This window comes from Stenotrophomonas sp. TWI377, assembly GCF_039674525.1.
Taxonomy (GTDB): domain Bacteria; phylum Pseudomonadota; class Gammaproteobacteria; order Xanthomonadales; family Xanthomonadaceae; genus Stenotrophomonas.
Map to the genome: position 1 here is coordinate 137,273 of NZ_JBDJNT010000004.1, position 24,248 is coordinate 161,520.

20 protein-coding genes are annotated in these 24,248 nt (G+C 65.4%); 12 read left to right on the forward strand and 8 right to left on the reverse strand.

Going from position 1 to position 24,248, the window contains the following annotated elements; all coding sequences use genetic code 11:
- The first annotated feature begins 8 nt into the window (after window positions 1-8).
- Window positions 9-1,376 carry an acetyl-CoA carboxylase biotin carboxylase subunit gene (gene accC / locus ABE546_RS06300; RefSeq protein ID WP_313211321.1) on the forward strand — a complete coding sequence of 456 codons (1,368 nt, stop codon included), beginning with the start codon at window positions 9-11 and terminating at the stop codon, window positions 1,374-1,376.
- Between the two features lie 125 nt (window positions 1,377-1,501).
- On the opposite strand, the gene ABE546_RS06305 is transcribed toward accC, so the two are convergent.
- Together ABE546_RS06305 and ABE546_RS06310 are read right to left on the reverse strand one after the other, a co-directional pair.
- Window positions 1,502-1,876, reverse strand: coding sequence for a hypothetical protein (locus ABE546_RS06305; RefSeq protein WP_313211322.1), 375 nt, complete (start codon window positions 1,874-1,876; stop codon window positions 1,502-1,504).
- A complete protein-coding gene (locus tag ABE546_RS06310; RefSeq protein WP_346462971.1) occupies window positions 1,873-2,835 on the reverse strand; it encodes a hypothetical protein in 963 nt (320 codons plus the stop codon). The genes ABE546_RS06305 and ABE546_RS06310 overlap by 4 nt, the downstream gene beginning before the upstream one ends.
- Before the next feature lie 186 nt (window positions 2,836-3,021).
- Between ABE546_RS06310 and prmA the strand changes: the two genes are divergently transcribed.
- From prmA to purD, 11 genes are all read left to right on the forward strand, one after another.
- The gene (prmA, locus tag ABE546_RS06315) at window positions 3,022-3,942 is read left to right on the forward strand and encodes a 50S ribosomal protein L11 methyltransferase (protein ID WP_346462972.1); all 921 of its coding nucleotides are present in this window, start codon (window positions 3,022-3,024) and stop codon (window positions 3,940-3,942) included.
- 30 nt (window positions 3,943-3,972) lie between these two features.
- Complete coding sequence (locus ABE546_RS06320) at window positions 3,973-4,854, forward strand: DUF3426 domain-containing protein (protein ID WP_346462973.1); 882 nt, start codon at window positions 3,973-3,975, stop codon at window positions 4,852-4,854.
- 114 nt (window positions 4,855-4,968) lie between these two features.
- Window positions 4,969-5,244, forward strand: a complete 276-nt coding sequence (gene fis / locus ABE546_RS06325; RefSeq protein WP_123730002.1) for a DNA-binding transcriptional regulator Fis — start codon at window positions 4,969-4,971, stop codon at window positions 5,242-5,244.
- A gap of 141 nt (window positions 5,245-5,385) precedes the next feature.
- Complete coding sequence (gene purH / locus ABE546_RS06330; RefSeq protein ID WP_346462974.1) at window positions 5,386-6,969, forward strand: bifunctional phosphoribosylaminoimidazolecarboxamide formyltransferase/IMP cyclohydrolase; 1,584 nt, start codon at window positions 5,386-5,388, stop codon at window positions 6,967-6,969.
- A gap of 17 nt (window positions 6,970-6,986) precedes the next feature.
- Complete coding sequence (locus ABE546_RS06335) at window positions 6,987-7,844, forward strand: hypothetical protein (protein WP_346462975.1); 858 nt, start codon at window positions 6,987-6,989, stop codon at window positions 7,842-7,844.
- A gap of 20 nt (window positions 7,845-7,864) precedes the next feature.
- Window positions 7,865-8,785, forward strand: a complete 921-nt coding sequence (locus ABE546_RS06340; protein ID WP_161578742.1) for a hypothetical protein — start codon at window positions 7,865-7,867, stop codon at window positions 8,783-8,785.
- A 179-nt stretch (window positions 8,786-8,964) separates the two neighbouring features.
- Window positions 8,965-11,805, forward strand: a complete 2,841-nt coding sequence (locus ABE546_RS06345; RefSeq protein ID WP_346462976.1) for a type I restriction-modification enzyme R subunit C-terminal domain-containing protein — start codon at window positions 8,965-8,967, stop codon at window positions 11,803-11,805.
- Window positions 11,802-13,340: a restriction endonuclease subunit S gene (locus tag ABE546_RS06350; RefSeq protein WP_346462977.1), complete on the forward strand. Its 1,539-nt coding sequence runs from the start codon at window positions 11,802-11,804 to the stop codon at window positions 13,338-13,340. Before ABE546_RS06345 ends, ABE546_RS06350 begins: the two co-directional genes overlap by 4 nt.
- A complete protein-coding gene (gene rhuM / locus ABE546_RS06355; protein WP_346462978.1) occupies window positions 13,337-14,377 on the forward strand; it encodes a RhuM family protein in 1,041 nt (346 codons plus the stop codon). The genes ABE546_RS06350 and rhuM overlap by 4 nt, the downstream gene beginning before the upstream one ends.
- Before the next feature lie 2 nt (window positions 14,378-14,379).
- On the forward strand, window positions 14,380-15,843 hold the full coding sequence (locus ABE546_RS06360; protein WP_346462979.1) for a class I SAM-dependent DNA methyltransferase: 1,464 nt from the start codon (window positions 14,380-14,382) through the stop codon (window positions 15,841-15,843).
- 32 nt (window positions 15,844-15,875) lie between these two features.
- On the forward strand, window positions 15,876-17,162 hold the full coding sequence (gene purD, locus ABE546_RS06365) for a phosphoribosylamine--glycine ligase (RefSeq protein WP_346462980.1): 1,287 nt from the start codon (window positions 15,876-15,878) through the stop codon (window positions 17,160-17,162).
- Between the two features lie 224 nt (window positions 17,163-17,386).
- Here purD and rpoH read toward each other — a convergent pair whose 3' ends face one another.
- The 6 genes from rpoH to rhlB all read right to left on the reverse strand — a co-directional run bounded on the left by rpoH (window position 17,387) and on the right by rhlB (window position 23,808).
- Complete coding sequence (rpoH, locus tag ABE546_RS06370) at window positions 17,387-18,262, reverse strand: RNA polymerase sigma factor RpoH (RefSeq protein WP_019183519.1); 876 nt, start codon at window positions 18,260-18,262, stop codon at window positions 17,387-17,389.
- Between the two features lie 412 nt (window positions 18,263-18,674).
- Window positions 18,675-19,394 (reverse strand): uracil-DNA glycosylase, encoded by a 720-nt coding sequence (ung, locus tag ABE546_RS06375; protein ID WP_284128706.1) that lies wholly within the window; start codon window positions 19,392-19,394, stop codon window positions 18,675-18,677.
- A complete protein-coding gene (locus ABE546_RS06380; protein WP_313211329.1) occupies window positions 19,391-20,233 on the reverse strand; it encodes a response regulator in 843 nt (280 codons plus the stop codon). The genes ung and ABE546_RS06380 overlap by 4 nt, the downstream gene beginning before the upstream one ends.
- Window positions 20,234-20,240: 7 nt before the next feature.
- On the reverse strand, window positions 20,241-21,191 hold the full coding sequence (ftsX, locus tag ABE546_RS06385) for a permease-like cell division protein FtsX (RefSeq protein WP_313211330.1): 951 nt from the start codon (window positions 21,189-21,191) through the stop codon (window positions 20,241-20,243).
- Window positions 21,188-21,874 (reverse strand): cell division ATP-binding protein FtsE, encoded by a 687-nt coding sequence (gene ftsE, locus ABE546_RS06390; RefSeq protein ID WP_121040406.1) that lies wholly within the window; start codon window positions 21,872-21,874, stop codon window positions 21,188-21,190. Before ftsE ends, ftsX begins: the two co-directional genes overlap by 4 nt.
- A 224-nt stretch (window positions 21,875-22,098) precedes the next feature.
- Window positions 22,099-23,808: an ATP-dependent RNA helicase RhlB gene (gene rhlB / locus ABE546_RS06395; RefSeq protein ID WP_313211331.1), complete on the reverse strand. Its 1,710-nt coding sequence runs from the start codon at window positions 23,806-23,808 to the stop codon at window positions 22,099-22,101.
- Window positions 23,809-24,248: the final 440 nt, after the last annotated feature.

Below are 24,248 nucleotides of genomic sequence, written 5' to 3' on the forward strand. Positions count from 1 at the left end.
ATTAGTCCATGCTCGACAAAGTCGTTATTGCCAACCGAGGGGAGATCGCGCTGCGCATCCTGCGCGCGTGCCATACCCTGGGCATCCGCACGGTGGCTGTGCATTCCACGGTCGACCGCAACCTCAAGCACGTGGCCATGGCCGACGAGTCGGTCTGCATCGGTCCGGCACCGTCCTCGGAGAGCTACCTCAACATCCCGGCCCTGATCGCCGCGGCGGAAGTCACCGACGCCCAGGCCATCCACCCGGGCTACGGCTTCCTGTCGGAGAACGCCGACTTCGCCGAGCGCGTGGAAGAGTCCGGTTTCATCTTCATCGGCCCCAAGGCCGACACCATCCGCCTGATGGGCGACAAGGTGGAAGCGATCCGCGCGATGAAGGCCGCCGGCGTGCCGTGCGTGCCCGGCTCGGGCGGCCCGCTGACCGACGACATCGTGGCCAACACCAAGATCGCCCGTGAGATCGGCTACCCGGTCATCATCAAGGCCTCCGGTGGCGGTGGCGGCCGTGGCATGCGCGTGGTGCATGCCGAAGCCTCGTTGAAGGCGGCGATCGAGACCACCAAGTCCGAAGCCAAGGCCGCTTTCAGCAACGATCAGGTCTACATGGAGAAGTTCCTGGAGAATCCGCGTCACGTGGAAATCCAGGTGCTTGCCGATGGCCAGGGCAATGCCATCCACCTCGGTGAACGCGACTGCTCCATGCAGCGCCGCCACCAGAAAGTGGTGGAAGAAGCGCCGGCACCGGGCATCACCGCCGAGCTGCGCGATGAGATCGGCAAGGTGTGCGTGGAAGCCTGCATCCGCATCGGCTACCGCGGCGCGGGTACCTTCGAGTTCCTGTTCGAAGACGGCCGCTTCTACTTCATCGAAATGAACACCCGCGTGCAGGTGGAACATCCGGTGACGGAGATGGTGACCGGCATCGACCTGGTCTGCGAGCAGCTGCGCATCGCCGCCGGCCAGAAGCTGACCATCAAGCAGAGCGACGTGGTGCTGACCGGCCACGCGATCGAGTGCCGCATCAACGCCGAAGACGCTGAAACCTTCGTGCCGAGCCCGGGCCAGATCACCGCGTTCCATCCGCCGGGTGGCCCCGGTGTGCGTGTGGATACCCACATCTACAGTGGTTACCGCGTGCCGCCGAACTATGACTCGATGATCGGCAAGCTGATCGTGCACGGCCCGGATCGCGAGACCGCGATCGCGCGCATGCGCGTGGCACTGAGCGAGCTGGTCGTGGACGGCATCAAGACCAACGTCGCGCTGCAGCAGCGCATCATGCGCGACAAGGGCTTCCAGGCCGGTGGGCAGAACATCCACTACCTGGAAAAGCGCCTGGCCGAACGCAAGAACAAGTCGATCGCGTTGACCTGATCGGTTGATTCACGCGTCACGTTGGACAGCAGAAAGGCGGGGATCTCCCCGCCTTTTTGTTTGCGCGAACCGGGCTGCCGGAGGGCACAAACCCGGTAGAGCCAACCCATGGTTGGCTGACGTGCTTACGGCTTGGCGGTATCAGCTGCGGTGACCTGCGAATGCTTCACCGGCTCCACGCCCAGCGAGGAGGTCGGATCCACGATCACCATCGTCTCGGTGGACCCGTCCGGCCACACCACCTGGAAGGTACTGCCGGTGGGCAGCGAAGCGAACGGCATGCCACTCTGCGCGCGATACACCGCAGCGACCTGACTGGCACCGGCACGACGCACTTCGGCATCGGCCTTGACCGAGGTCAACTGCACTTTGGACAGGCTTCGGTAACGATCGTCATAGGTGTCGATCATCACCAGACCCACTGCCCCGGCCGAGTAAGCGACAAACAACGCCACCCAGAACCAGAATTTCGCACCGTGCAGGATTCGACGGTAATTCATCGCCCATTCCTCTGCTTGACCAGCTCTTCAACCAACACGTTCATTTTCCCCGCACCTTGCCGCGATACCGCGGCGTCATACACAAAAGTGGCAAAGTCCTGCCCACCGTCCTGCGAACAGATCCCTCCGTTCGCGCAGAAATTATTCATCAGCACACTGTCGGGCCCGCACGCCATGCCCAACCCGCAGGCCGCCAGCCGCCAGGCGAGTTCGCTGAACTGATCGCCGGCCACCATGCCGCTCATCGCACTGTCGCCGCTGGCGCGCTGGCCCATGCCCGGCGCCAGTGCCATGAAGGCTTCCGGATCCCGCGACTCCATCACCCGCTCGACCAGCCCGCGACGATAGGCCGGAGCGGTTTCCAGTGGATAACCTTCGGCGAACAGCGAGGCCTCGGCCGCCAGGTTGCCGGCCTTGGCGGCCTGCAGGCGCTGGGTCAGGATCAAGGACCGGCCCAGATTGTCGCTGCTGACGAAGCCGGCGCAGCGGCGCGAAACACGCTCGCGCGCGGTCACCATCGACACGGACGCTTTCATGCCCAGCCCGGTCAACACGTCGTTGTCGAGCTGGTAGCCCCCCGGGTCCATGGCGTAGGTGGCGCAGTAGTCGTACACACGGCTGACCATCCACCCGGCCTCCGCATTGCCGTTGGCGGCCTGCAGCTGCAGGCGCTGCGCATACGCAAACAGATCGGTATCGCCTTCGATATCGGCGCGAAGGTCCAACGGCAGGCCGGAGGCCACGGCCGTGCCGCGCTCGCTGCCCAGCAGGCGCCGGGCGAGCTGCCGCGCTTCGGCCGGGACCGCGCTCGGCGCGCTGGCCGCCGTCGGTTCATCGCCCGGCGAGGCCACGTGCTCGGCATGCAGCGCCCGATCGCCCGCGCGATAGCCCACCACCCCGAGCAACGCCAGGGCTGGCACGACCAGCAACCAGGTTTTGAGGGTGGGCACGAGCGCCATGGGCGGGACGTCAGAGGCTGTCAGCGATAGACAGCAGAAATGTAAGTTTAGCAAGCAGCCGCAACGCTGTCTGAACCGGTCGTCCGGCCGATCTTACCGGCCGGCGAGACGACCTCCCCACGGTACGCCGGGACCCGCGGGCCGCACTGGTCTAACATGCACGGTTTTCCGCCGGTCCCTGCCCCCATGCCCTTCCTGGAACTCACCCTGCACTGCACCGAAGCCACCCAGCCGCGCTATGAGAATGCGCTGGACGACGTGGGCGCGCTGGCGGTGACCCTGCTCGATGCCGATGCCGACACCAGCAACGAGCGCGCGATCCTGGAACCGGGCGTGGGCGAGACCCCGCTGTGGAACGACCTGGTGCTGACCGCGCTGTTCCCGGGCGATACCAATGCGCTGGCCCTGCTGGCCGCGCTGGATGCCTTCGATCCCGGCCTGGACTGGGCCAATGCCAGCTTCCGCGCCGTGGCCGACGAAGACTGGGAACGCGCCTGGATCGACCAGTTCCAGCCGATGGCCTTCGGTGACCGCACCTGGATCGTGCCGTGGAACCATGAACTTCCAGAAGCCGCGCAGGCCGAGGATGCCGCCGTGGTCCGCCTGGATCCGGGCCTGGCGTTCGGCTCGGGCACCCACCCGACCACGGCCCTGTGCCTGCGTTGGCTGGACGGCCTGGCCGCCGAAGGTGCGCTGCCCGGCAACACCGTGCTCGATTTCGGCTGCGGCTCGGGCATCCTCGCCCTGGCGGCGCTGAAGCTGGGGGCCGCGCGCGCGGTCGGCGTGGACAACGACCCGCAGGCGGTGCTCGCCACCGGTGACAACGCCGAGCGCAATGGGCTGCAGGACCGTGTGCAGGTCTACCTGCCGGACGACGAGCCGCAGGCGACGTATCCGGTCGTGGTGGCGAACATCCTCGCCTCGGCGCTGGATGCACTGGCCGATGTGCTGGCCGCGCGTGTCGCGCCGGGCGGCCGCATCGCGCTGTCGGGCATCCTGCATGGGCAGGAAGGCGAACTGCTGGAGCGCTATGCCCCGGCCTTCGAACAGCTGGCGGTGGCGCAGGACGGTGACTGGATGCGCATCACCGGCGTCCGCCGTGCTTGAATAGCCCGTCTCCTGCCCGGTCCCGTGCCCATGTCCGAGCCTCCGATGCCGCCGCGCCGCCCGATCGCCACGTTCCTGCGTCCGTCGCCGGAGGCGCCGGCCGATCCGGCTGACCGCCCGGCCGCGCCGTCTGACGCAGCACCTGCGCCGTCGGCCATGCCTGTGGACGATCGCATCGCACCGCTGGCGGTCGAACAGGTGATCGAAGCACAGCCGGTGCACGCGCCGGAACCCTCCGTCTCGGAATGGGAACGCTCACCCGCGTCCGAGCGGCACCGTGTCGCCGACGATGCGCTGGCGGCCGCGCCACTCGTTGAGACGGCAGCCCCATCGGATGACGTGCGCACCTTCAACGAGGACGCGCGCAGCACGGCCACGGCGGCCCTGCCGCCAGCCGATGCCATCACCACACCGAGCTTCCTCCGCCTGCCCGGTGCGCGCCTGCGAACGCCGGGCTGGCAGTGGGGCATGGTCGCCGGGCTGGCCGCCCTGCTGCTGGTGCAGATCGCCGTGGCCGACCGCGCCCGGCTTGCCGCCGATGCCGGCACCCGCCCGTGGATCGCCGGGCTGTGCGGTGTGCTGGGCTGTTCATTGCCAGCCTGGCGCGAGCCGGCGGCCTTCAGCATGCTCAGCCGCGATGTGCGCCCGGTGCCGGGCCAGGCCGGCGCGCTGCAGGTTCAGGCCAGCATCCGCAACGACGCGCGCTGGGCCCAGGCCTGGCCGTCGCTGCGGCTGTCGCTGTCTGATGCCGATGGCCGCGTGATCGGCACCAATGTGTTCGCGCCGGCCGACTATCTGGACCGCGCCACGGACCCGGCCGCGACGCTGGAACCGGGGCAAAGCGCGCAGATCGCCTTCCGCGTGCGCGAGCCTGCGGCGTCTACCGTCGCATTCACCTTTGAGTTCCTCTGAGGCGTCGCCGGGGCCGCCGCAGCGTGGCAGGCGGCCGACGCACGCGCTAGACTGACCCCATCACCCTTCCGCCGTGGGCTGTTGTCCGCCCCGGCTCTTGCACCGGGAAACTCCTTGAACGCTGTCCTTTCTCGTCCTGACAACAGTCGTGGCGCGCCAAAGCCACCCCTGCGCGAACACGTGGCCCAGTCGGTCAGGCGCTACCTGCGGGACCTGGATGGCTGCGATGCGGACGATGTCTACGAGATCGTATTGCGCGAGATGGAAATCCCGCTGTTCGTGGAGGTGCTCAACCACTGCGAAGGCAACCAGAGCCGCGCCGCGGCGATGCTGGGCATCCACCGCGCCACCCTGCGCAAGAAGCTGAAGGAATACGGCATCACCACCTGATGCCGGTGGGCAGGCGCTTAGTGCCTGGCGGAAAGCAGGCCGGATCGAGCAGCGCTCGGTGCCGGCCTTCGTCGTTTCTGGGGCCATGCCAGCGCCACTGGCCTACAATATGCCCCCGCTCCGCTTCGATCTCCTGCCCCCATGAGTTCCGATCTGCTGCCCGTGCGCCGGGCCCTGCTGTCTGTTTCCGACAAAACCGGTCTGATCGACCTGGCCCGCGCCCTGGCGGCGCGCAACGTGGAGCTGCTGTCCACCGGCGGCACCGCCAAGGCGATCCGCGAGGCGGGCCTGGCCGTCAAGGACGTCGCCGACGTCACCGGCTTCCCGGAAATGATGGACGGCCGGGTCAAGACCCTGCACCCGATGGTGCACGGCGGCCTGCTCGGCCGTGCCGGGCTGGATGACGCGGTGATGGCCGAACACGGCATCGGCGCGATCGACCTGCTGGTGCTGAACCTGTACCCGTTCGAGTCGGTCACCGCCAAAGCCGACTGCACGCTGGACGATGCGGTGGAGAACATCGACATCGGCGGCCCGGCGATGCTGCGCTCGGCCGCGAAGAACTTCGCGCGCGTGGCCGTGGCCACCGACCCGGCGCAGTACGCCGAGCTGCTGGCCGAACTGGACGCCAACGACGGCAAGCTGTCGGCGGCCAAGCGCTTTGCCTTCTCGGTGGCCGCGTTCAACCGCGTGGCCCAGTACGACGCGGCGATCAGCAACTACCTGTCCGCCGTTGCCGCCCGCGATACGGCGGTACCGGTGCGCAGCGAATTCCCGGCGCAGATGAATTCCAGCTTCGTGAAGGTGATGGACCTGCGCTACGGCGAGAACCCGCACCAGAGCGGCGCGTTCTACCGCGACCTGTACCCGGTGCCGGGCACGCTGGCCACCTTCCAGCAGCTGCAGGGCAAGGAGCTGAGCTACAACAACCTGGCCGACGCCGACGCGGCGTGGGAATGCGTGCGCCAGTTCGACGCGCCGGCCTGCGTGATCGCCAAGCATGCCAACCCGTGCGGCGTGGCCGTGGGTGCCGGCAACGGCGATGCCTACGAGTTGGCCTACGCGACCGACCCGACCAGCGCCTTCGGCGGCATCATCGCCTTCAACCAGCCGCTGGATGCCGCCACCGCCAAGGTGATCCTGGACCGCCAGTTCGTTGAAGTGCTGATCGCCCCGGACTACGAACCGGCTGCGCTGGAATACGCGCAGAAAAAGGCCAACGTGCGCGTGCTGCGCATTCCGCATGGGCAGGGCCGCAACAACTACGACACCAAGCGCGTGGGCTCGGGCCTGCTGATCCAGAGCGCGGACAACCGCGGCATGGCGCGCGACGAACTGACCGTGGTGAGCACGCTGGCCCCCACCGACAAGCAGTTTGCCGACCTGCTGTTCGCCTGGAAGGTGGCCAAGTTCGTGAAGTCCAACGCCATCGTGTATGCCAAGGACAACCGCACCATCGGCGTGGGCGCCGGGCAGATGAGCCGGGTGTACTCGGCGCGCATCGCCGGCATCAAGGCGGCCGACGCGAACCTGGTGGTGGAAGGCTCGGTGATGGCCTCCGATGCGTTCTTCCCGTTCCGCGATGGCATCGATGCCGCCGCTGCGGCCGGCATCAAGGCGGTGATCCAGCCGGGCGGCTCGATGCGCGACAACGAAGTGATCGCCGCTGCCAACGAACACGGCCTGGCCATGGTGTTCACCGGCGTCCGCCACTTCCGCCACTGACCCCTGGAGCGACACGGATGTCCCCGCAGCACATGAAGACCCTCGCCGCGCTGGCCATCGCCAGTGCGGCCGCGCTGGCCGGGTGCACCCCGGCCAGTGAACCGGCGACCCCGGCCGCCCCCGTTGCGGCGCAGACGCCTGCCGCACCGGTGGCCCACGTCAGCCGTACCGCGCGGCTGCAGGCCTTTCTGACTGAACGCTATGGCAAGGCCGCGAAACTGGGCGGCACCTGGCGTGGCAGCTGGAACCAGGATGGCGACACCCGCCCCACCGACTGGCGCGTCTGCGCCGAACAACCGGTGGTGACCGGCGACAGCTGGCAACAGCTGCTGGCTGTGTGCGGTTGGCCGCTGGACGGCGCGCACCCGGACCCGGGCGCGATCGACTTCTTCGTACTGCGCCCCGCGGCCGACCGTTTCGCCGTGGCCGCCGAACTGACCGGCCAGAACTTCGGCAGCCAGGGCCAGCCCGGCACGGTGCAGATCATCCGCGCCGGCAGCGACTTCTACGGGTTCCGCATCGAGCACGGCTGGTTTGGCCAGGGCTATTCGCTGATCACCCAGACGCTGGTGCTGCCCGGCCCGAACGGGCTGGTGGAGGCCGGCGGCGTGCGCAGCCACATCGACAACAGCAGTGCCTACGACTGCGACGATGCCGACGCCGAGCCGGACTGCCAGGCCCGCCTGTTCAACCTTGATTTCGCCCTGACCTTCGACGCCCGCGACCCGGCTGCACGGCAGTGGCCGCTGGTGATCGAAGAAACCGGGATGAGTTGTGGCCGCACCCCGGTGCGCCGCGAGCATCGCTTCACCCTGGACGCGAAGACCTGGACCTACGCTTTCCCCGATGCATTGAACCGCGAAGGGTGCGAGTGATGGTGTGCGCGGGCCGTGCAGTGACCTGCCCGCACCGGGCCGCGCTGGCCACCGCCCTGCTTGTTCTGCTGGCCGGCTGCACCAACAGCAGCTCACCGGCCAACCCCACCAAGCCGCGACGGGCGCTCGATACCAGCGCGCCGATAGAGGCGATGCCCCACCTGCGCGGCACCACCGAGCAACGTCTGCTGGGCTTCCTGCAGGCGCGTTACGGCGACCGCGCACGGCTGGAGGGCGCCTGGCAGGACCAGTGGGAAGACACCGAGGTGGACGCGCAGCGCCCGGTCACGCGGGAGGTGTGCGCACGTGAGCCGGTGCATCGCGATGGCCGCGCGCGCACCCTGCTGGCGGTCTGCCAGCGGCTGGAGGATGCCGCCAGCGTGGAGCCGGGCCGGATCGACCTGTACGCGCTGCAGGTGGGCGAGGATGCGCGCGTGCCCAAGGACACCAGCGGGCTGGAACAGTTGATGGCATTGGAAGTGCCCTTCCGCATCATCGCCCAGCGCCTGCAGTCCCAGTACGGCCAGTGGGGCGCGCCGGGCACGGTGGGAATCGTGGGGCTGGGGCCGCAGCGCGACGCCTTCATCATCACCCATCCGTGGGCCCGCCGCGGCGCCACGCGGATCACCCGCAGCTATGTGGCGATGCACGGCGACTACCTGCGCGAGGTGGCCAGCTACCGTGACCACCTGGACAACGACCGGCGCCAAGACTGCGATGCGGAGCGCTCCGGGTGCGAGGACGCGCGCTACAACATCGACTTCAGTACGCAGCTGGGTAGCGACGAGGCGGTGGACGGCTTTTGGCCACTCATCGTGCGCGGCACCGGGCAGGACTGCGCCGGCCCGTTCCAGGAGTATCACCGGCTGATCTTCGACCCGACGCTACGGGCGTATGCGGTGCCCGACTCGCTGCAACGTGAAGGCTGCGGCACGCCCTGAGCCGGGGCGAATGCAGGGCCGACCGACACCGCGTAAAATCGCGGGTCTGCCCCCGCCACACGCGAGAACTGCATTGAAGATCCTGGTCATCGGCGCCGGCGGCCGTGAACACGCCCTGGCCTCGTACTGACCGGCTTCAGTATCTGTCGAATATTGATGGGGATAACTGAGCAGATTGAATGCTTATCGAACAACCACAGGGGGTTGATATGACACCGGAAGTTAAAGCGCGCCTCATCATTGACCGGAAGCTGGAATCCGCCGGCTGGGTCGTGCAGGACATGAAGGAAATCAACCTCAGTGCAGGACCAGGAATCGCGGTCCGTGAGTACCCTACCGATGCTGGCCCGGCGGACTACCTGCTGTTCGTCGACCGTGAGCCCGTCGGGGTTATCGAAGCCAAGCGCAATGACGCCGGCAAAAATCTCAGTGTTCACGAGACTCAATCCGAACGCTACGCGACAGCCCCGCTGAAGTGGCGCAATGGCCACACGCCGCTGCGTTTCCTCTACGAGGCCACGGGGCAGATCCTATTTTTTACCGACGCTGGTGATCCATCACCGCGCGCGCGCGAGCTGTTTCACTTTTTCCGCCCGCAGACGCTCGCCGACTGGGCCGCACAGCCCGATACCCTGCGCCACCGTCTGACACAGATGCCACCACTTGCCGAGCAGAACCTGCGCGACTGCCAGATCCAGGCGGTCACCGGCCTGGAGAAGTCGCTGGCCAGAAACAAGCCGCGCGCCTTGATCCATATGGCCACCGGTGCGGGAAAGACCTTCACCGCGATCACCTCGGCCTACCGCCTGCTCAAATTCGGCGGTGCCAAGCGCATTCTCTTTCTGGTCGATACCCGCAACCTTGGCAAGCAGGCACATCAAGAGTTCATGGCGTACACCGCGCCGGACGATGCCCGCAAGTTCACCGAGCTGTACAACGTCCAGCGGCTGACCTCCAGCAATGTAGATCCACATGCGCAGGTGTGTATCAGCACCATCCAGCGCATGTACTCGATCCTGTCGGGCACTGAGCTGACCGAGGCCAGCGAAGACATTTCGCTGCACGAAATGGGCCAGTCCGCCGCCCAAGCGCACTTGGTGCAATACAACCCGCAGATGCCGGTGGAAGAGTTCGACTTCATCGTCATCGATGAATGTCACCGCAGCATCTATAACCTTTGGAAGCAGGTTCTGGACTACTTCGATGCCTTCCTGATTGGCCTGACAGCCACCCCGGACAGGCGCACCTACGGCTTCTTCAACGAGAACATCGTCGCAGAGTACAGTTACGAGCAATCCGTAGTGGACGGCGTTAATGTGGGCTACGACGTCTACGAAATCGACACCGAGATAAGTGCCAAGGGTGCCGAGGTGAAGGCCAGGGAATGGATCGACCACCGCGACCGGGAAACGCGGGCCAAGCGCTGGGCGCAGACCGAAGAGGACACCGCCTACAGCAACAAGGACCTCGATAGGTCGGTGGTCAATCCCAGCCAGATCCGCAACGTCATCCAGGAAATGAAGAATGCGGTAGAGAACCGTATTTTCCCCAACCGCGAAGAGACCCCGAAGACGCTGATCTTCGCCAAGACCGACAGCCACGCAGACGACATCATCCGTACCGTGCGCCAGATCTATGGCGAGGGCAATGCCTTCTGCAAAAAGGTCACTTACCGGGCCGGGACCGACCCTGACACCGGCAAAGCAGTAGCCGGCGACGACGCCGATAGCGTGCTTGCCAGTTTCCGCAATGACTACAATCCGCGTATCGCCGTTACCGTGGACATGATCGCTACCGGCACCGACGTGAAACCACTGGAAGTGCTGCTATTTATGCGTGACGTGCGCAGCAAGGGGTACTACGAGCAGATGAAAGGCCGAGGCGTGCGCAGCCTGGATGCCGAGTCGCTGAAGAAGGTCAGCAACTCCGCCGATGGGGCCAAGGCCCGCTTTGTGCTGATCGATGCCGTAGGTGTGGAGAAAACGCTGAAGACCGAAAGCCGGCCACTGGAGCGCTTGCCTGCGCTCAGCCTGGATGGCCTGCTCAAGGGCGTGGCGGTCGGCGCACGCGACGAGGACACTGTGCTCAGCCTGGGCAATCGCCTGGTGCGATTGACCAAGCGATTGGATGACAAGGCCCTAGCCAAGATCAAACAGGCCAGCGGCGGCATCAGTCTGCACGATCTCGCACGCGGACTGATACAAGCACTCGACCCCGACCGGGTGACGGCCGATGCGCTTGACGCGGCCCAGGCCGCCGGTATCACCCGAGACGAAGCCTCGCTGACCCAGGAAGAACTGGAGGCAGCACGCTGCAAGCGCGTGGATGCTGCTTGCCAGCCTTTCGACAACCCCGCGCTACGGGAAAGGATCGAGTCAGCGCGCCGCGACCGTGAGCAGCTGATCGACCACCTCAATCTCGACACGGTGACGCGCAGTGAGTTTGCCGCGCAGGCGCAGGCCAATGCCGAAGCCGCTGTTGAGCAGTTCCGCGAGTTTCTGCAGACGCATCGTGAAGAAATTGCGGCGTTGGGCTTCTTCTATGCACAACCCTACCGCCGCCGCGAGCTGACCTTCGAGATGATCGAGGAGCTTCAAGAGACCCTGTCGCGGCCGCCACTGATGCTGACCACGGAGAGACTCTGGTCAGCCTATGCTCGCTTGCAGGAAAACAAGGTGCACGGCAACAGCGTTCGCCGCCAGCTGACCGATCTCGTATCACTAGTGCGCTTCGCGCTGGGCATGGACGAAGAGCTGCGGCCGTTCGCCGACAGTGTAGATAAGCGCTTCCAGGCATGGACCTTCCGCCACAACCGGCAGCGCGCTACTTCGTTCACCCCCGAGCAGATGGAGTGGCTGCGGCTGGTCAAGGACCATATCGCCAGCAGCTGCCGCATCGAACGGGACGATTTTGATTACGCGCAGCTGGCCGGCAAGGGCGGGCTGCAGAAGGCTTGGACAGTGTTTGACGGGCAGCTGGATGAGTTGCTGGCCGAGATGAATGAGGAGTTGGTGGCGTGAGCAAGAACCTGCCAGTGGGTTGGGCGGAATCAGAACTGGGCGACTGCCTGCTTTCCATAGTGGGAGGCGGCACCCCCTCAAGGAATGTGGCGACCTATTTCGAAGGTGCAATTCCTTGGTTCACCGTGAAGGACATGAAGTCGCCCAAACCAAGTGATGCCGAAGAGCATATTTCAGAGGAAGCGGTTGCCAACAGTGCGACCAACGTGGTGCCGCCCAACACACTGATTTGCGCAACCCGCATTGCGCTCGGCCGGGCGATTCGACCCACAGTGGAGTGCGCCATCAACCAGGATTTGAAGGCTCTGATCGTCGGCGATGGTGTCGACTCGGACTTCCTTCTTTACTGGATCCTCGCCAATGAACAGGTCATCCAAAGGGAAGGCACAGGCACAACCGTGAGCGGAATCCGCTTGGAGACCCTCAGATCGCTTCCACTTCTTCTACCACCCAGCCTCGAACAAACCCGCATCGTTGAGAAGTTGGAAGAGCTACTGTCCGACCTTGACGCGGGGATGGCCGAGCTGAAGGATGCGCGGCGCAAACTGAATCGGTACCGCCAATCACTACTGAAGTCGGCGGTGGAGGGCACGTTGACTGCGGATTGGCGCGCGGCAAACGGCGAACCAGAGGAAACCGGCACGGAGTTACTGCAGCGCATCCTGTCCGAGCGCCGAGCCGGCTGGGAAAAGAAGCAACTCGCCAAGCTCAATGAACAGCGCAAGGCTCCACCAAAGAATTGGCGAGCCAGGTATGCGGAACCTGTTCAGCCAGATCAGGACAAACTTCCGACGCTTCCGGAGAATTGGGCATGGGCCAGTCTCGATCAACTCCTTATTCAACTGCGCAGCGGTAGTGCAGAGACATCAATCCGAGAAGTGACGCCATTCCCGATACTCAAGTCAAGTGCCGTCCGTCAAGGGTCCGTTGATTTTTCTGCGCTTAACTATGTCACAGAGAAACAATCTCGTGAAGAGAATGTTCTCGCCCTGCACGATCTACTCATTACCCGGCTTAGTGGTTCGGTGGAGTACGTTGGCTGCTGTGTCACCATTGATCATTTGCCCGACGGAGCAGTTCAGTATCCCGACCGGATATTCTGCGGCAAGATGACTCCTGGTTTTGAATGCTTGGGTACCTATATTTCATATTGGCTTCGGAGCCCAATGGCGAGGACTCGGATAGAAGCTGCAGCAAAGTCTACTGCCGGCCACAAACGGATCTCCATGAGCGACCTACAGCCGTTCCCGATCCCGCTGCCACCTCTAGATGAGTTGGACGTCATCACACGTCGGTTGGAAAATTTTAGCGCTCAGATAGCCACACTTCATGAAAGTGTTTTCAGCGGACTTCTCCAGGCTACGGCACAGCGTAAGAACGTGCTAAAGGCAGCCTTCGCCGGCCAACTGGTCTCCCAAGATCCCAACGAGGAGCCCGCCAGCGAACTGCTGGCCCGCATCCGTGCTGCCCGTGACACCAAGGCCAGCGGTTCGGTTGCAGCCAAACGCGGCCGAAAGTCCAAGGTAACGCCATGAACGACAACAACGGGGAGCTGATCCTCTACCGTACCGAAGACGGGCGCACCGATGTCCACCTCCGCGCTGCTCACGGTACGGTGTGGCTGACCCAGGCGGAGATGGCGGATCTGTTCGACACCACGCCGCAGAACATCACCCAGCATATCCGGGCAGTCTACGAGGAGGGTGAGATTGATGAGGAAGCAACTTGTAAGGATTACTTACAGGTTCGCCAGGAAGGCAGCCGTGAGGTCCGCCGGACCGTGAAAGCCTACCGGCTGGAGCTGATCATGGCCGTCGGCTTCAAGGTCCGCTCGCCTCGTGGGGTCCAGTTCCGCCGCTGGGCCGGCTCCTCCCTGGCCGAGTACCTGGTCAAGGGCTTCCTGCTCAATGACCTGCGGCTCAAGGATGCCGAGCGCACCGATTACTTCAACGACCTGCTGCGCCGCATCCGCGATATCCGCAGTTCGGAGAAGCGCTTCTACCAGACGCTGCGCGACCTGTTCAAGGTCAGCAGCAGCGATTACGACGGCACCGCCCAGACCGCCAAGACCTTCTTCGCCACCATCCAGAACAAGCTTGTCTACGCCATCACCGGCCGCACGGCCGCCCAGTTGATTGTGGAGCGTGCCGATGCGGATGCCGAGCATATGGGATTGACCAACTGGAGTGGCAGCCGACTGCGCAAATCGGACACCGTAGTATCGAAGAACTACCTGGATACCCAGGAGCTCGATCAACTGAATAGATTGGTGACCATGTTCCTGGACTTCGCCGAGGACCGCGCCCTGCGTCGTCTCGAAACCCGCATGTCCGACTGGATCACCCAGACCGACCGCTTCCTCGACTTCAACGAACGGGCAGTTCTGACCGGTCCGGGCCGCATCTCACGGGAACAGATGGAATCCATTGTGGGTGAACGCTACGCCGCCTTCGATGCCAACCGCCGCGCGACCGAGACGCTGGCCGCCGACCACGAGGCCGAGGAAGACCTGAAACTCCTGCAGGCCGAAGCCAAGCGCCTGACCTCCCTTCCAAAGAAAGACACGCCGTAACCATGAACAGCAGCACCCTCGTTCAGAAGATCTGGAACTTCTGCCACACCCTGCGCGACGACGGCATGGGCTATGGCGACTACCTCGAACAGCTCACCTCGTTGCTGTTTTTGAAGCTGGCCTACGAGTATTCACAGCCACCGCATAACCGCGAGTTGAGCATCCCAAAAAAGTACGACTGGGCCAGTCTGCGCAAACAGACCGGCGCCAAGTTGGAAGAGCACTATCTTGACGTTTTGCACAAGCTTGGCGACAAGCCGGGCGTGCTTGGCGCGATCTTCTTCAAGGCGCAGAACAAGATCCACGATCCTGCGAAGTTGTCGCGACTGGTTCAGATGATCGACTCGGAAAACTGGCTGAGCCTGGAGATCGACGTCAAGGGCGATATGTATGAGGGCCTGCTGCAGAAGAACGCTGAAGACACCAAGAGCGGTGCCGGCCAGTACTTCACCCCCCGCCCGCTCATCAAGGCAATGGTTGAATGCCTGCAGCCCGAACCTGGCAAGACCATTGCCGATCCGGCCTGTGGTACTGGTGGGTTCTTCCTGGGTGCCTACGACTGGCTGACCCGCGAAGGCATGCACCTGGACAAGAAGCAGCAGAAGTTCCTGCGGCACCAGACCTTCTTCGGCAATGAGATCGTCGCTTCCACGCTCCGTCTGTGCTTGATGAATCTGTTCCTGCACAACATCGGCGACCTCGATGGCGAGCCCACTGTGAGCCGCTCCGACGCACTGATCTCCGAGCCAGGCAAAAAGGTCGACTATGTGCTGGCTAATCCGCCCTTCGGCAAGAAGAGCAGCATGACCATCACCAACGCGGAAGGCGAGGAAGACCGTGATGCGCTCACCTACGAGCGCCAGGACTTCTGGCAGACCACGTCGAACAAACAGCTCAACTTCCTTCAGCACATCGTATCGATGCTCAAGACCACCGGCCGCGCTGCGGTGGTGCTGCCTGACAACGTGCTGTTCGAAGGCGGGGCCGGCGAGAAGATTCGGCGCAAGCTGCTTGAAACCTGCGACGTCCATACCTTGCTGCGCCTGCCGACTGGCATCTTCTACGCCCAAGGCGTCAAGGCAAACGTGCTGTTCTTCGATTCCAAGCCCAAGGATGGCAAGATCCACACCAAGGGCGTATGGATCTACGACCTGCGCACCAACAAGCACTTCACCCTTAAGACCAAGCCGCTACGCGATGAGGATCTGCGGGAATTCGTTGACGCTTACAATCCGGCAAATCGTCACACGCGCAAGGAATCGGAACGTTTCCGCTACTACGATTACAAGGCACTGGTTGCCCGCGACAAAGCCAGCCTGGATATCTTCTGGCTGAAGGACGACAGCCTGGATGACCTCGACAACCTGCCGCCGCCGGATGTGTTGGCACAGGAAATCATCGAACATCTCGAAGCCGCCCTTGCTGCCTTCAAGGACGTCGCCCAAGCGCTTCCCCGTCCCTCCTGATTCCCCCGACCCCCTATCCGGAATACGTCACCATGCAGAAGATCCTCGTCATCGGCGCCGGCGGCCGTGAACACGCCCTGGCCTGGAAGCTGGCACAGTCCGCGCAGGTCAGCGAAGTCATCGTGGCCCCCGGCAATGCAGGCACCGCCACCGAGCCCAAGTGCCGCAACGTGGACATCAAGGTCACCGATCTGGACGGTCTGTTGGCGCTGGTCGGCACCGAAGGCATCGGCCTGACCGTGGTCGGCCCGGAAGTGCCGCTGGTGGCCGGCGTGGTGGACCGTTTCCGCGCCGCCGGGCACCGCATCTTCGGGCCGACCGCCGCCGCTGCGCAGCTGGAAGGCAGCAAGGCGTACGCCAAGGACTTCCTGGCCCGCCACAACATCCCGACCGCGTTCTATGCGGTGCACACCGAGATCGAGCCGGCGCTGGCTTACATCCGCGAGAAGGGCGCACCGATCGTGGTCAAGGCCGACGGCCTGGCCGCGGGCAAGGGCGTGATCGTGGCGATGACCCTGGCCGAGGCCGAAGACGCGGTGCGCGACATGCTGTCGGGCAACGCGTTCGGCGACGCCGGCGCGCGCGTGGTGATCGAGGAGTTCCTCGACGGCGAAGAAGCCAGTTTCATTTCCATGGTGGACGGCACCACCGCGCTGCCGATGGCGACCTCGCAGGACCACAAGCGCGTGGGCGACGGCGACACCGGCCCGAACACCGGCGGCATGGGCGCGTACTCGCCGGCCCCGGTGGTCACCGACGCGGTGCATGCCCGGGTGATGCGCGAGGTGGTCAACCCGACCGTGCAGGGCATGATCGCCGACGGTATTCCGTTCACCGGTTTCCTCTATGCCGGGCTGATGATCGATGCCAACGGCGCGCCGAAGGTGATCGAGTTCAACGTGCGCTTCGGCGACCCGGAAACGCAGCCGGTGATGCTGCGCCTGCAGTCGGACCTGGTCGAGCTGGTACAGGCGGCCATCGACGCACGCCTGCACGAGGTAGAGGCGCAGTGGGATCCGCGCCCGTCGCTGGGCGTGGTGATGGCGGCGGCGCCCTACCCGGAAACGCCGATCAGCGGCGATGTGATCCACGGTCTGGACACGGTGCCGGCCACGGCCAAGGTGTTCCATGCAGGCACGGCGCTGGACGCGCAGGGCCAGGTGGTGAGCGCGGGCGGCCGGGTGCTGTGCGTGGCGGCGCTGGGCGACAGCGTGGGCGATGCGCAGGCCAACGCGTATGCCGGCGTGGCGAAGGTGACCTGGGACAACGAGTTCCACCGCACCGACATCGGCTGGCGTGCGATCGCGCGGGAGATGTAAGGCCGCACGGATCCGCGCATGGCGTGGAGCGTGTGACGTCAGCGGCCCGGCATTGCCGGGCCGTTGCGTTACAGGACCGCGTCGAGACCTTTGCGACGCAGGCGAATCAGCACACGGCACCCCTTGCTGTCGGACAGGTCAGCGGCCCCACATAGGCATAGCGCTTCCAGAAAAGAAAAGGCCCGGCAGTGCCGGGCCTTTCATCACCTCAACGCCGCCCCGCATTACGCGGTAAACAGCGCCTTCATCTTCTTCAGCGCGTTCGCCTCGACCTGGCGGATGCGTTCGGCCGACACGCCGTACTCATCGGCCAGCTCCTGCAGCGTCACCTTGCTGTCCGCGTCCAACCAGCGACGGCGGATGATGTCGCGCGAACGCGCATCCAGTTCGGCCATGCCTTCGCGCAGCAGCTGCAGCTGATTGTCTTCGCTGTCCATCCGCTCGTACGCCATCGAAGGATCTTCTTCGTTGGCGCGCAGGTAGGCAGCCGGCGACGGCGGCGCATGATCGTCATCGTCATCGCTGGAGAGATCGAAACCGATATCGCGACCCGACAGGCGCGACTCCATCTCGAGCACTTCACGCTCGGACACGTTCAGGTCCTTGGCCACCGCGCTGACTTCGGCCGCGTTCATCCAGCCCAGGCGGGTCTTGGACTTGCGCAGGTTGAAGAACAGCTTGCGCTGCGCCTTGGTCGTGGCGACCTTGACGATGCGCCAGTTCTTGAGGATGAACTCGTGCATTTCCGCACGGATCCAATGCACCGCGAACGACACCAGGCGAACGCCCATGTCCGGGTCGAAGCGCTTCACCGCCTTCATCAGGCCGATGTTGCCTTCCTGGATCAGGTCGCCCAGCGCCAGGCCGTAGCCGTTGTAGCCACGGGCGACGTGCACCACGAAGCGCAGGTGGGAATGGACCAGCTCGCGCGCGGCGTCCAGATCCAGCTCGTCGCGGAAGCGGCGGGCCAGATCCTGCTCGTCATCGACCGACAGCACCGGGATCTGATGCACGGCACCGATGTAGGCGTCCAGCGAACCGAGCGCACTGGGAATCGGGAGATTGTTTGCCACAAGGGCAGTAGAGGTGTTCTGGCTCATAGCACTCATCTTAGCAGTCCCGGAATTGGACTGCTAAAGGGGAAAGAAGTTCCAGCGTTCTGTTCATGGGACGCTGGCACCGAAGACACCCCTAACGTACCGCGAAATGATGACAGTGGCGAGAGGCTGGAAACAAACCATCAAACTCCATGAAATCAACAAGATAGACGGATGAATTGGGCGCTGGCGCGTGTTTTCTGGCTGAACAGGCTGCCGGATGCGCCCATTCAGCCCGGAAAGGTTGTCGGCAGTTCAGCCAGGCATGGCCTGGCTCTACCCCTGCGCCACCGCTACGCGTGGCAGGCCCAAACCCACCGACGCCTGGTAATAGCCCGCCATGTTCAACCCGCAAGCGGCAGGTGGCGCACTCCATCATCGCGATGCTGGCCGTCCAGATGACGACCGCCAGTGATTACGCCGCCGGCTCCAGCGCGGCACGCGGCGGCAGCGACCAGTCGATGCGCGCGTTGCCGCGGCGCTGCAGGTAGTCATTGGCCATCGAAAAATGACGGCAGCCCAGGAAGCCGCGATGCGCCGACAACGGCGAAGGATGCGGTGCCTTGAGCACCCGGTGCCGGCCGGTATCGATGACCTTGCCCTTCTGCTGGGCGTAACTGCCCCACAACAGGAACACCAGGCCCTCGCGCTCGCGGTTGAGCGTGTCCACCACATGGTCGGTGAAGCCCTCCCAGCCACGCCGCTGGTGAGAGCCGGCGTTGCCCGCCTCCACGGTCAGCACCGCATTGAGCAGCAGCACCCCACGGTGCGCCCACGGCAGCAGGCAGCCGTGGTCCGGGCGCGGGATGCCCAGATCGGCCTCGATCTCTTTGTAGATGTTCAGCAGCGATGGCGGCACCGGTACGCCCGGCATGACCGAGAAACTCAGGCCGTGGGCCTGGCCATGCCCGTGATACGGATCCTGGCCGAGGATGACCACCTTGACCTGGTCGAAGGGCGTGGCGTCGAACGCGGCGAAGATCTGCGGGCCAGGGGGAAACACCTGGGCACCGGCCGCCTTGCGCTGGCGCAGGAACGCGGAGAGTTCGCGCATGTCCGGGCGCAGCAGGTAATCACCGATACGCGTCTTCCAGCTCGGTTCGAGCTGGATGCTGGGCACTACATCGTCATTCATCGCACTACAGGCTTTTCGTTGAGGCGGGACAGGCGCAGCTGGAACAGCACCTTGGTGATGAGCAGGCGCTCTTCGATCGGCTTCTGGACCAGATCGTTGGCACCGGCCTGGAGCAGGCCGGACTGGTTGTGCGGGTTGCCGTCGCCGGTCATGACCAGCACCGGCAGGCGGCGCTTGCCGTAGCCGAAGTCCACGCGCACGCGCTGCACCACATCACGGCCACTGAGCTCGCCCTTGAGCGTGACATCGGTGAGCACCAGATCGATGCGGTGGCTGCTGCGGCCGAGCGACTCGGCGGTGAGCAGCGCGAAGGCATCTTCGGCAGTGAGCACGTGCAGCACGTTCAGGCCCTGCCGTTCGAGCATGCGCTTGGTCGCCTCGGCGACGACGCGGCTGTCTTCGACATACAGGATCGTGGCGCCCGGAATGGTCTCTGGCTGCACATAGCCACGGATGAAGGTGGCCAGGGCTTCGTGACCGAGCGCCTTGTCGAAATAATCGGTGACGTACTCGGTGAAGCGGCGCTGTTCCAGATGCTGCTGCGCGTCGCCGGAGACCACGATGACCGGCACGTAGGCCTGCCCCGCCGCGTCGCGCACGATGCGCGCCAGGTCCAGCCCGTCGCCATCGCTCAGGGTGAGCGAGGTGGTGACCAGACTGACCGGCCCGGCATCCAGCGCCGCACGCGCCTCGGCGATGCTCGCGCAGCCCACCACCTCCACGGCCGGCAGTTCGCGCTGCAGCACATCGGCAATCAACTTGCGGACCAGCCTGGAGCCGTCGACGACCATCACGCGCGGGGCGTCGTCGGCGAGGTGCTTGAGGGCTTGCGGACGCATGCGGGCCTCAGGTTTCGGTCGGACGGGTCTGGCGCAGGAAATGCCCCGTCACCAGCCAGGCGCCCAGCCAGCCCAGCACCACGGTGCCGAGCAGCACGAACGAGGAATGCAGCAGGTCCAGACCATGCAGCACGAAGGGGCTGCCATAACTCTGCGAGAGCGCCGCCAGCGGCGGACGCAGCGCCAGCCCGGCCGCACCGATCAGCGCGAGGGCGACCGCGCCGGCGCCCAGGCCGTACCACGCGCCCAGATACAGGAACGGGCGGCGGATGAAGCCATCGCTGGCGCCGAGCAGCTGCAGCACGCCGATCTCATCGCGGCGCGCCTGGATGTCCAGGCGTACGGTATTACCGACCACCAGTGCGGCACCGAGGCCGAGCAGCACCGACAGCACCTGCACCAGGCGCGTACCAAAGCCCAGCCAGCCATCCAGGCGTTTGCGCCACAACGCATCGTGCTGGACCAGATCGGCCTGCGGCAGGCCTTCCAGCGACTGCGCCAGGCGCGCGTCGTCGGCGCCCTCGCCCGGGGTCACGATCAGCAGGGTCGGCAGCGGATTGTCATGCAGTGCATCGATGGCCTCACCGAGCCCGGCGCTCTCGCGCAGCTCGGCCAGGCCCTGCTCCGGGGTCTGCACGGTGACGTTGGCCACGTCGGCGCGACCGCGCAGGGTCTCGGCCACCTGGCGGGCCGCATCGGCACCGGCGTCGGTCTTCAGAAAGAGGTTGATGTCGCGCGACTGCTGCACGCTGCCGGCGAAGTGCTTGAGGTTGTCCAGCGCGATCGACAGGCCCAGCGGCAGGGCCAGCGCGAGCGCCATGACCATCACCGTGAGCAGCGTCGCCCACGGCTTGCGCCACGCACGGCCGAGGCTGAAGACCACGCTGTGGCCGTGATGGTGCAGCCACACGCCCAAGCGCGAGGGCGCGGCGGTTTCCTTGGTCACCGGAGTATTCATTCGGCCAGGTCCTGCGGCGAGATGTCATCGACCAGGCGGCCGTGATCCAGGATCAGCACGCGCTTGCGCATGCGTCGCAGCAGGGCCAGATCGTGGCTGACCACCAGCACGCTGGTGCCGCGATCGGGCAACTCGGCAAACAACGCCATGATTTCCGCCGCCAACGTGGGATCGAGATTGCCGGTGGGCTCATCGGCGACCAGCAGCGTGGGCTCGCCGACAATCGCACGGGCGATACCGACGCGCTGCTGTTCACCGGCCGACAGCTGCGAGGGCAGGGCTTTTTCGCGATGGCCCAGGCCCATGCGTTCGAGTACCGAGCGCACGCGCTTGCCGATCTCGTTGCGGCGGGTGCCGCGCAGGATCAACGGCAGGGCGACGTTCTCGGCGATGCTGCGGTCCATCAGCAGCCGATGGTCCTGGTACACCGCACCGACCTCGCGCCGATGCCGCGGAATACTTCCGCCGCGCACCTTCAGCAGGTTGCGCTCATTGAAGATCACCGCGCCGCGGCTGGGCCGCTCGTCGAGATGGATCAACTTGAGCAGGGTGCTCTTGCCCGCACCGGAATGGCCGGTGACGAACAGCATTTCCCCGGGGGCGACATCGAAGCTGACGTCCACCAGTGCCTGGTGGCCGCCCGCATATTGTTTGCTGACATTGTCAAAACGCAGGACGCTCATCCCCTGATTATGCAGGACGAGGGTGGCGGCGTGGAGGTCGGGCGTCAGACGGTAGGTGCCGACCGTTGGTCGGGGGAAGCGCCATCGCATTCGCGCTGTCGCCCCACGGTTCGCTGCGCAAACCGTGGGCCCCTCTCATCAGCACCCGATCCCCCGTCGCTTCGCGACCGCCCCCTTACCAAGGGGGCTATACCCCCCAGGCATCGCGGGTCGCGCGTCCGGTCTTACGAACCGGACAGCATCCGGCGGATCTTGCGGCCCAGGCGGGTCAGGAACGAGGCGCCCGGATCGGCGGCAGGCGTGCCGCGCATCGGCTTGGCGGTCACCTGCACCGGGGTCACCGGGCCGGTCGCTGCGGCGCCCTCGGCACCTTCGACCGGACGGCCGTGGCGACGACGACGACGCTTGCGCGGCGCACGCTCACCTTCCACGGCCGGGCTGCCTTCGGCAGACGGCGCGGCGGTCGGGGCCAGCTGCGGGGTGGCAGCGGCATCGGCGGCCACGGCCGGCGGCTCGCCTTCCACGCGCGGCTTTCGCTCACGGCGGGGTTTGCCATCGGCACTGCGCTCGCCCGGTGCGCGGCGTTCGCCACGGCCACCGGCCGGCTTGCCGCCACGGCTGCTGCCACCGCCACGACGCTGCTCTTCGGCGGCACGCGCTTCGCGTGCTTCGCGGAAGATCTGGCCGACGCTTTCGTTCTCGTCACCCTCGGCATCACCCTCGCCTTCCGGCGACGGTGCACGCGGCGCGCGCGGGATCGGGGTCAGGATTTCGCTGGTGACCGGCTCGACCGGGATCTTCTGTTCGATGTACGCCTCGATGTCCGGCAGGCCCATCGCGTAGCGCTCGCAGGCGAAGCTGATCGCATCGCCTTCTTCGCCCAGGCGCGCGGTACGGCCGATGCGGTGCACGTAGTCTTCGGCGTCGAACGGCAGGTCGTAGTTGTAGACGTACTTGATGCCGTCGATGTGCAGGCCGCGGGCGGCGACATCGGTGGCCACCAGGATTTCCAGCTGGCCCTTCTGGAAGCGGTTGAGCAGGCTCTCGCGCTTCTTCTGCGGCACGTCGCCGGACAGCACGCCGACGCGGTAGCCGGCCTTTTCCAGCGAACGGGCCACGCGCTCGACGAACACCTTGGTGTTGACGAAGACCATGGTGCGGGCGCCTTCGCTGCGCGAGAGCAGGCCCAGCAGCAGCGGGATCTTTTCTTCGTCGGCCGGGAAGTAGATGCGCTGGCGCACGCGGGCGGCGGTGATCGACTCGCTCTCCACCACCAGCTTCTGCGGCTCGTTCATGTGCTCATAGGCCAGCTCCAGCACGCGGTGGCTGAGCGTGGCGCTGAACAGCAGCGTCTGGCGCGTGCTGCGCTCGGGCATGCGGCGCAGCAGGAAGCGGATGTCCTTGATGAAGCCCAGGTCGAACATGCGGTCGGCTTCGTCGAGCACGCAGATTTCGCAGGCGTGCAGCGAGACCACCTTGTGCTGCTTGACGTAGTCGATCAGGCGGCCCGGGGTGGCGATGATCACGTCCACGCCCTGCTGCAGGATTTCGCGCTGCTTGTCGTAATCCACACCGCCGTAGACCAGTGCGAAGCGCAGGCCGAGGTCGGAGCCGAACTTCACGGCATCCTTGTGGATCTGGATCGCCAGTTCGCGGGTCGGGGCCAGGATCAGCGCGCGCGGGTCTTCCGGCTTGCGATCGGCCAGTGCCGGGCGGGTCAGCAGGCGGTTCACCACCGCGACCAGGAAGGCCAGGGTCTTGCCGGTGCCGGTCTGGGCCTGGCCGGCGACGTCGCCGCCGGGCAGCGCGACCGGCAGGGTCAGCGCCTGGATGGGCGTGCAACGGGTGAATCCGGCTCCTTCAAGGCCGGCCTGCAGGGCCGGATGCAGCTCGAAGGAGGAGAAGGTCAAATCGGTCAGCGGTTTGTCGCTCATGAGTCCGTCTTGGTAAGGCCAGCCGGCAGAGGTGCGGGTGGCTTGCATCATCTTGGGGGGCACCGTCGCAAACGGCCCCTGCGCCGGGATTGGCGGGGCCGGACTCGGGTCCAGGGCGCCGCGCAATGCCCCAGTTTAGCGCAATGTCGGCGGCAAACCGGGATCCCCCGTCGCTCGACCCCATGAGAATGCCCGCCCAGCGCGCCATTACAGCGCGTTGGCAGGGCTGGCGTGCGCTCTGCACCTCGTATTCACCCGCCCTGCCGCCGGTTGAACGGCGCGGCGGGCGGGGCTGGAACCGGCCTCCCGGCCCCCGCATATCAACCGGGATCGTCGCGATAACGCAGGTGGGCGATCACGGGACGCTTCTTTCCAACCAGCGTCTGTCCGGTCACGGCGATAGCGGTACACTGCGCCCCGTGAGCGTCCAGGCATCCGCC

Excerpts from the sequence above, each read along its gene's own strand:
- rpoH (WP_019183519.1), bottom strand. The coding sequence starts at position 18,262 with ATGAGCCAGAACACCTCTACTGCCCTTGTGGCAAACAATCTCCCGATT.
- rhlB (WP_313211331.1), bottom strand. The coding sequence starts at position 23,808 with ATGAGCGACAAACCGCTGACCGATTTGACCTTCTCCTCCTTCGAGCTG.
- accC (WP_313211321.1), top strand. The coding sequence starts at position 9 with ATGCTCGACAAAGTCGTTATTGCCAACCGAGGGGAGATCGCGCTGCGC.
- ftsX (WP_313211330.1), bottom strand. The coding sequence starts at position 21,191 with ATGAATACTCCGGTGACCAAGGAAACCGCCGCGCCCTCGCGCTTGGGC.
- prmA (WP_346462972.1), top strand. The coding sequence starts at position 3,022 with ATGCCCTTCCTGGAACTCACCCTGCACTGCACCGAAGCCACCCAGCCG.
- ABE546_RS06360 (WP_346462979.1), top strand. The coding sequence starts at position 14,380 with ATGAACAGCAGCACCCTCGTTCAGAAGATCTGGAACTTCTGCCACACC.
- ung (WP_284128706.1), bottom strand. The coding sequence starts at position 19,394 with ATGAATGACGATGTAGTGCCCAGCATCCAGCTCGAACCGAGCTGGAAG.
- ABE546_RS06380 (WP_313211329.1), bottom strand. The coding sequence starts at position 20,233 with ATGCGTCCGCAAGCCCTCAAGCACCTCGCCGACGACGCCCCGCGCGTG.
- ABE546_RS06305 (WP_313211322.1), bottom strand. The coding sequence starts at position 1,876 with ATGAATTACCGTCGAATCCTGCACGGTGCGAAATTCTGGTTCTGGGTG.
- purH (WP_346462974.1), top strand. The coding sequence starts at position 5,386 with ATGAGTTCCGATCTGCTGCCCGTGCGCCGGGCCCTGCTGTCTGTTTCC.
- ABE546_RS06335 (WP_346462975.1), top strand. The coding sequence starts at position 6,987 with ATGTCCCCGCAGCACATGAAGACCCTCGCCGCGCTGGCCATCGCCAGT.
- ABE546_RS06345 (WP_346462976.1), top strand. The coding sequence starts at position 8,965 with ATGCTTATCGAACAACCACAGGGGGTTGATATGACACCGGAAGTTAAA.
- ftsE (WP_121040406.1), bottom strand. The coding sequence starts at position 21,874 with ATGAGCGTCCTGCGTTTTGACAATGTCAGCAAACAATATGCGGGCGGC.
- ABE546_RS06310 (WP_346462971.1), bottom strand. The coding sequence starts at position 2,835 with ATGGCGCTCGTGCCCACCCTCAAAACCTGGTTGCTGGTCGTGCCAGCC.
- rhuM (WP_346462978.1), top strand. The coding sequence starts at position 13,337 with ATGAACGACAACAACGGGGAGCTGATCCTCTACCGTACCGAAGACGGG.
- purD (WP_346462980.1), top strand. The coding sequence starts at position 15,876 with ATGCAGAAGATCCTCGTCATCGGCGCCGGCGGCCGTGAACACGCCCTG.
- ABE546_RS06320 (WP_346462973.1), top strand. The coding sequence starts at position 3,973 with ATGTCCGAGCCTCCGATGCCGCCGCGCCGCCCGATCGCCACGTTCCTG.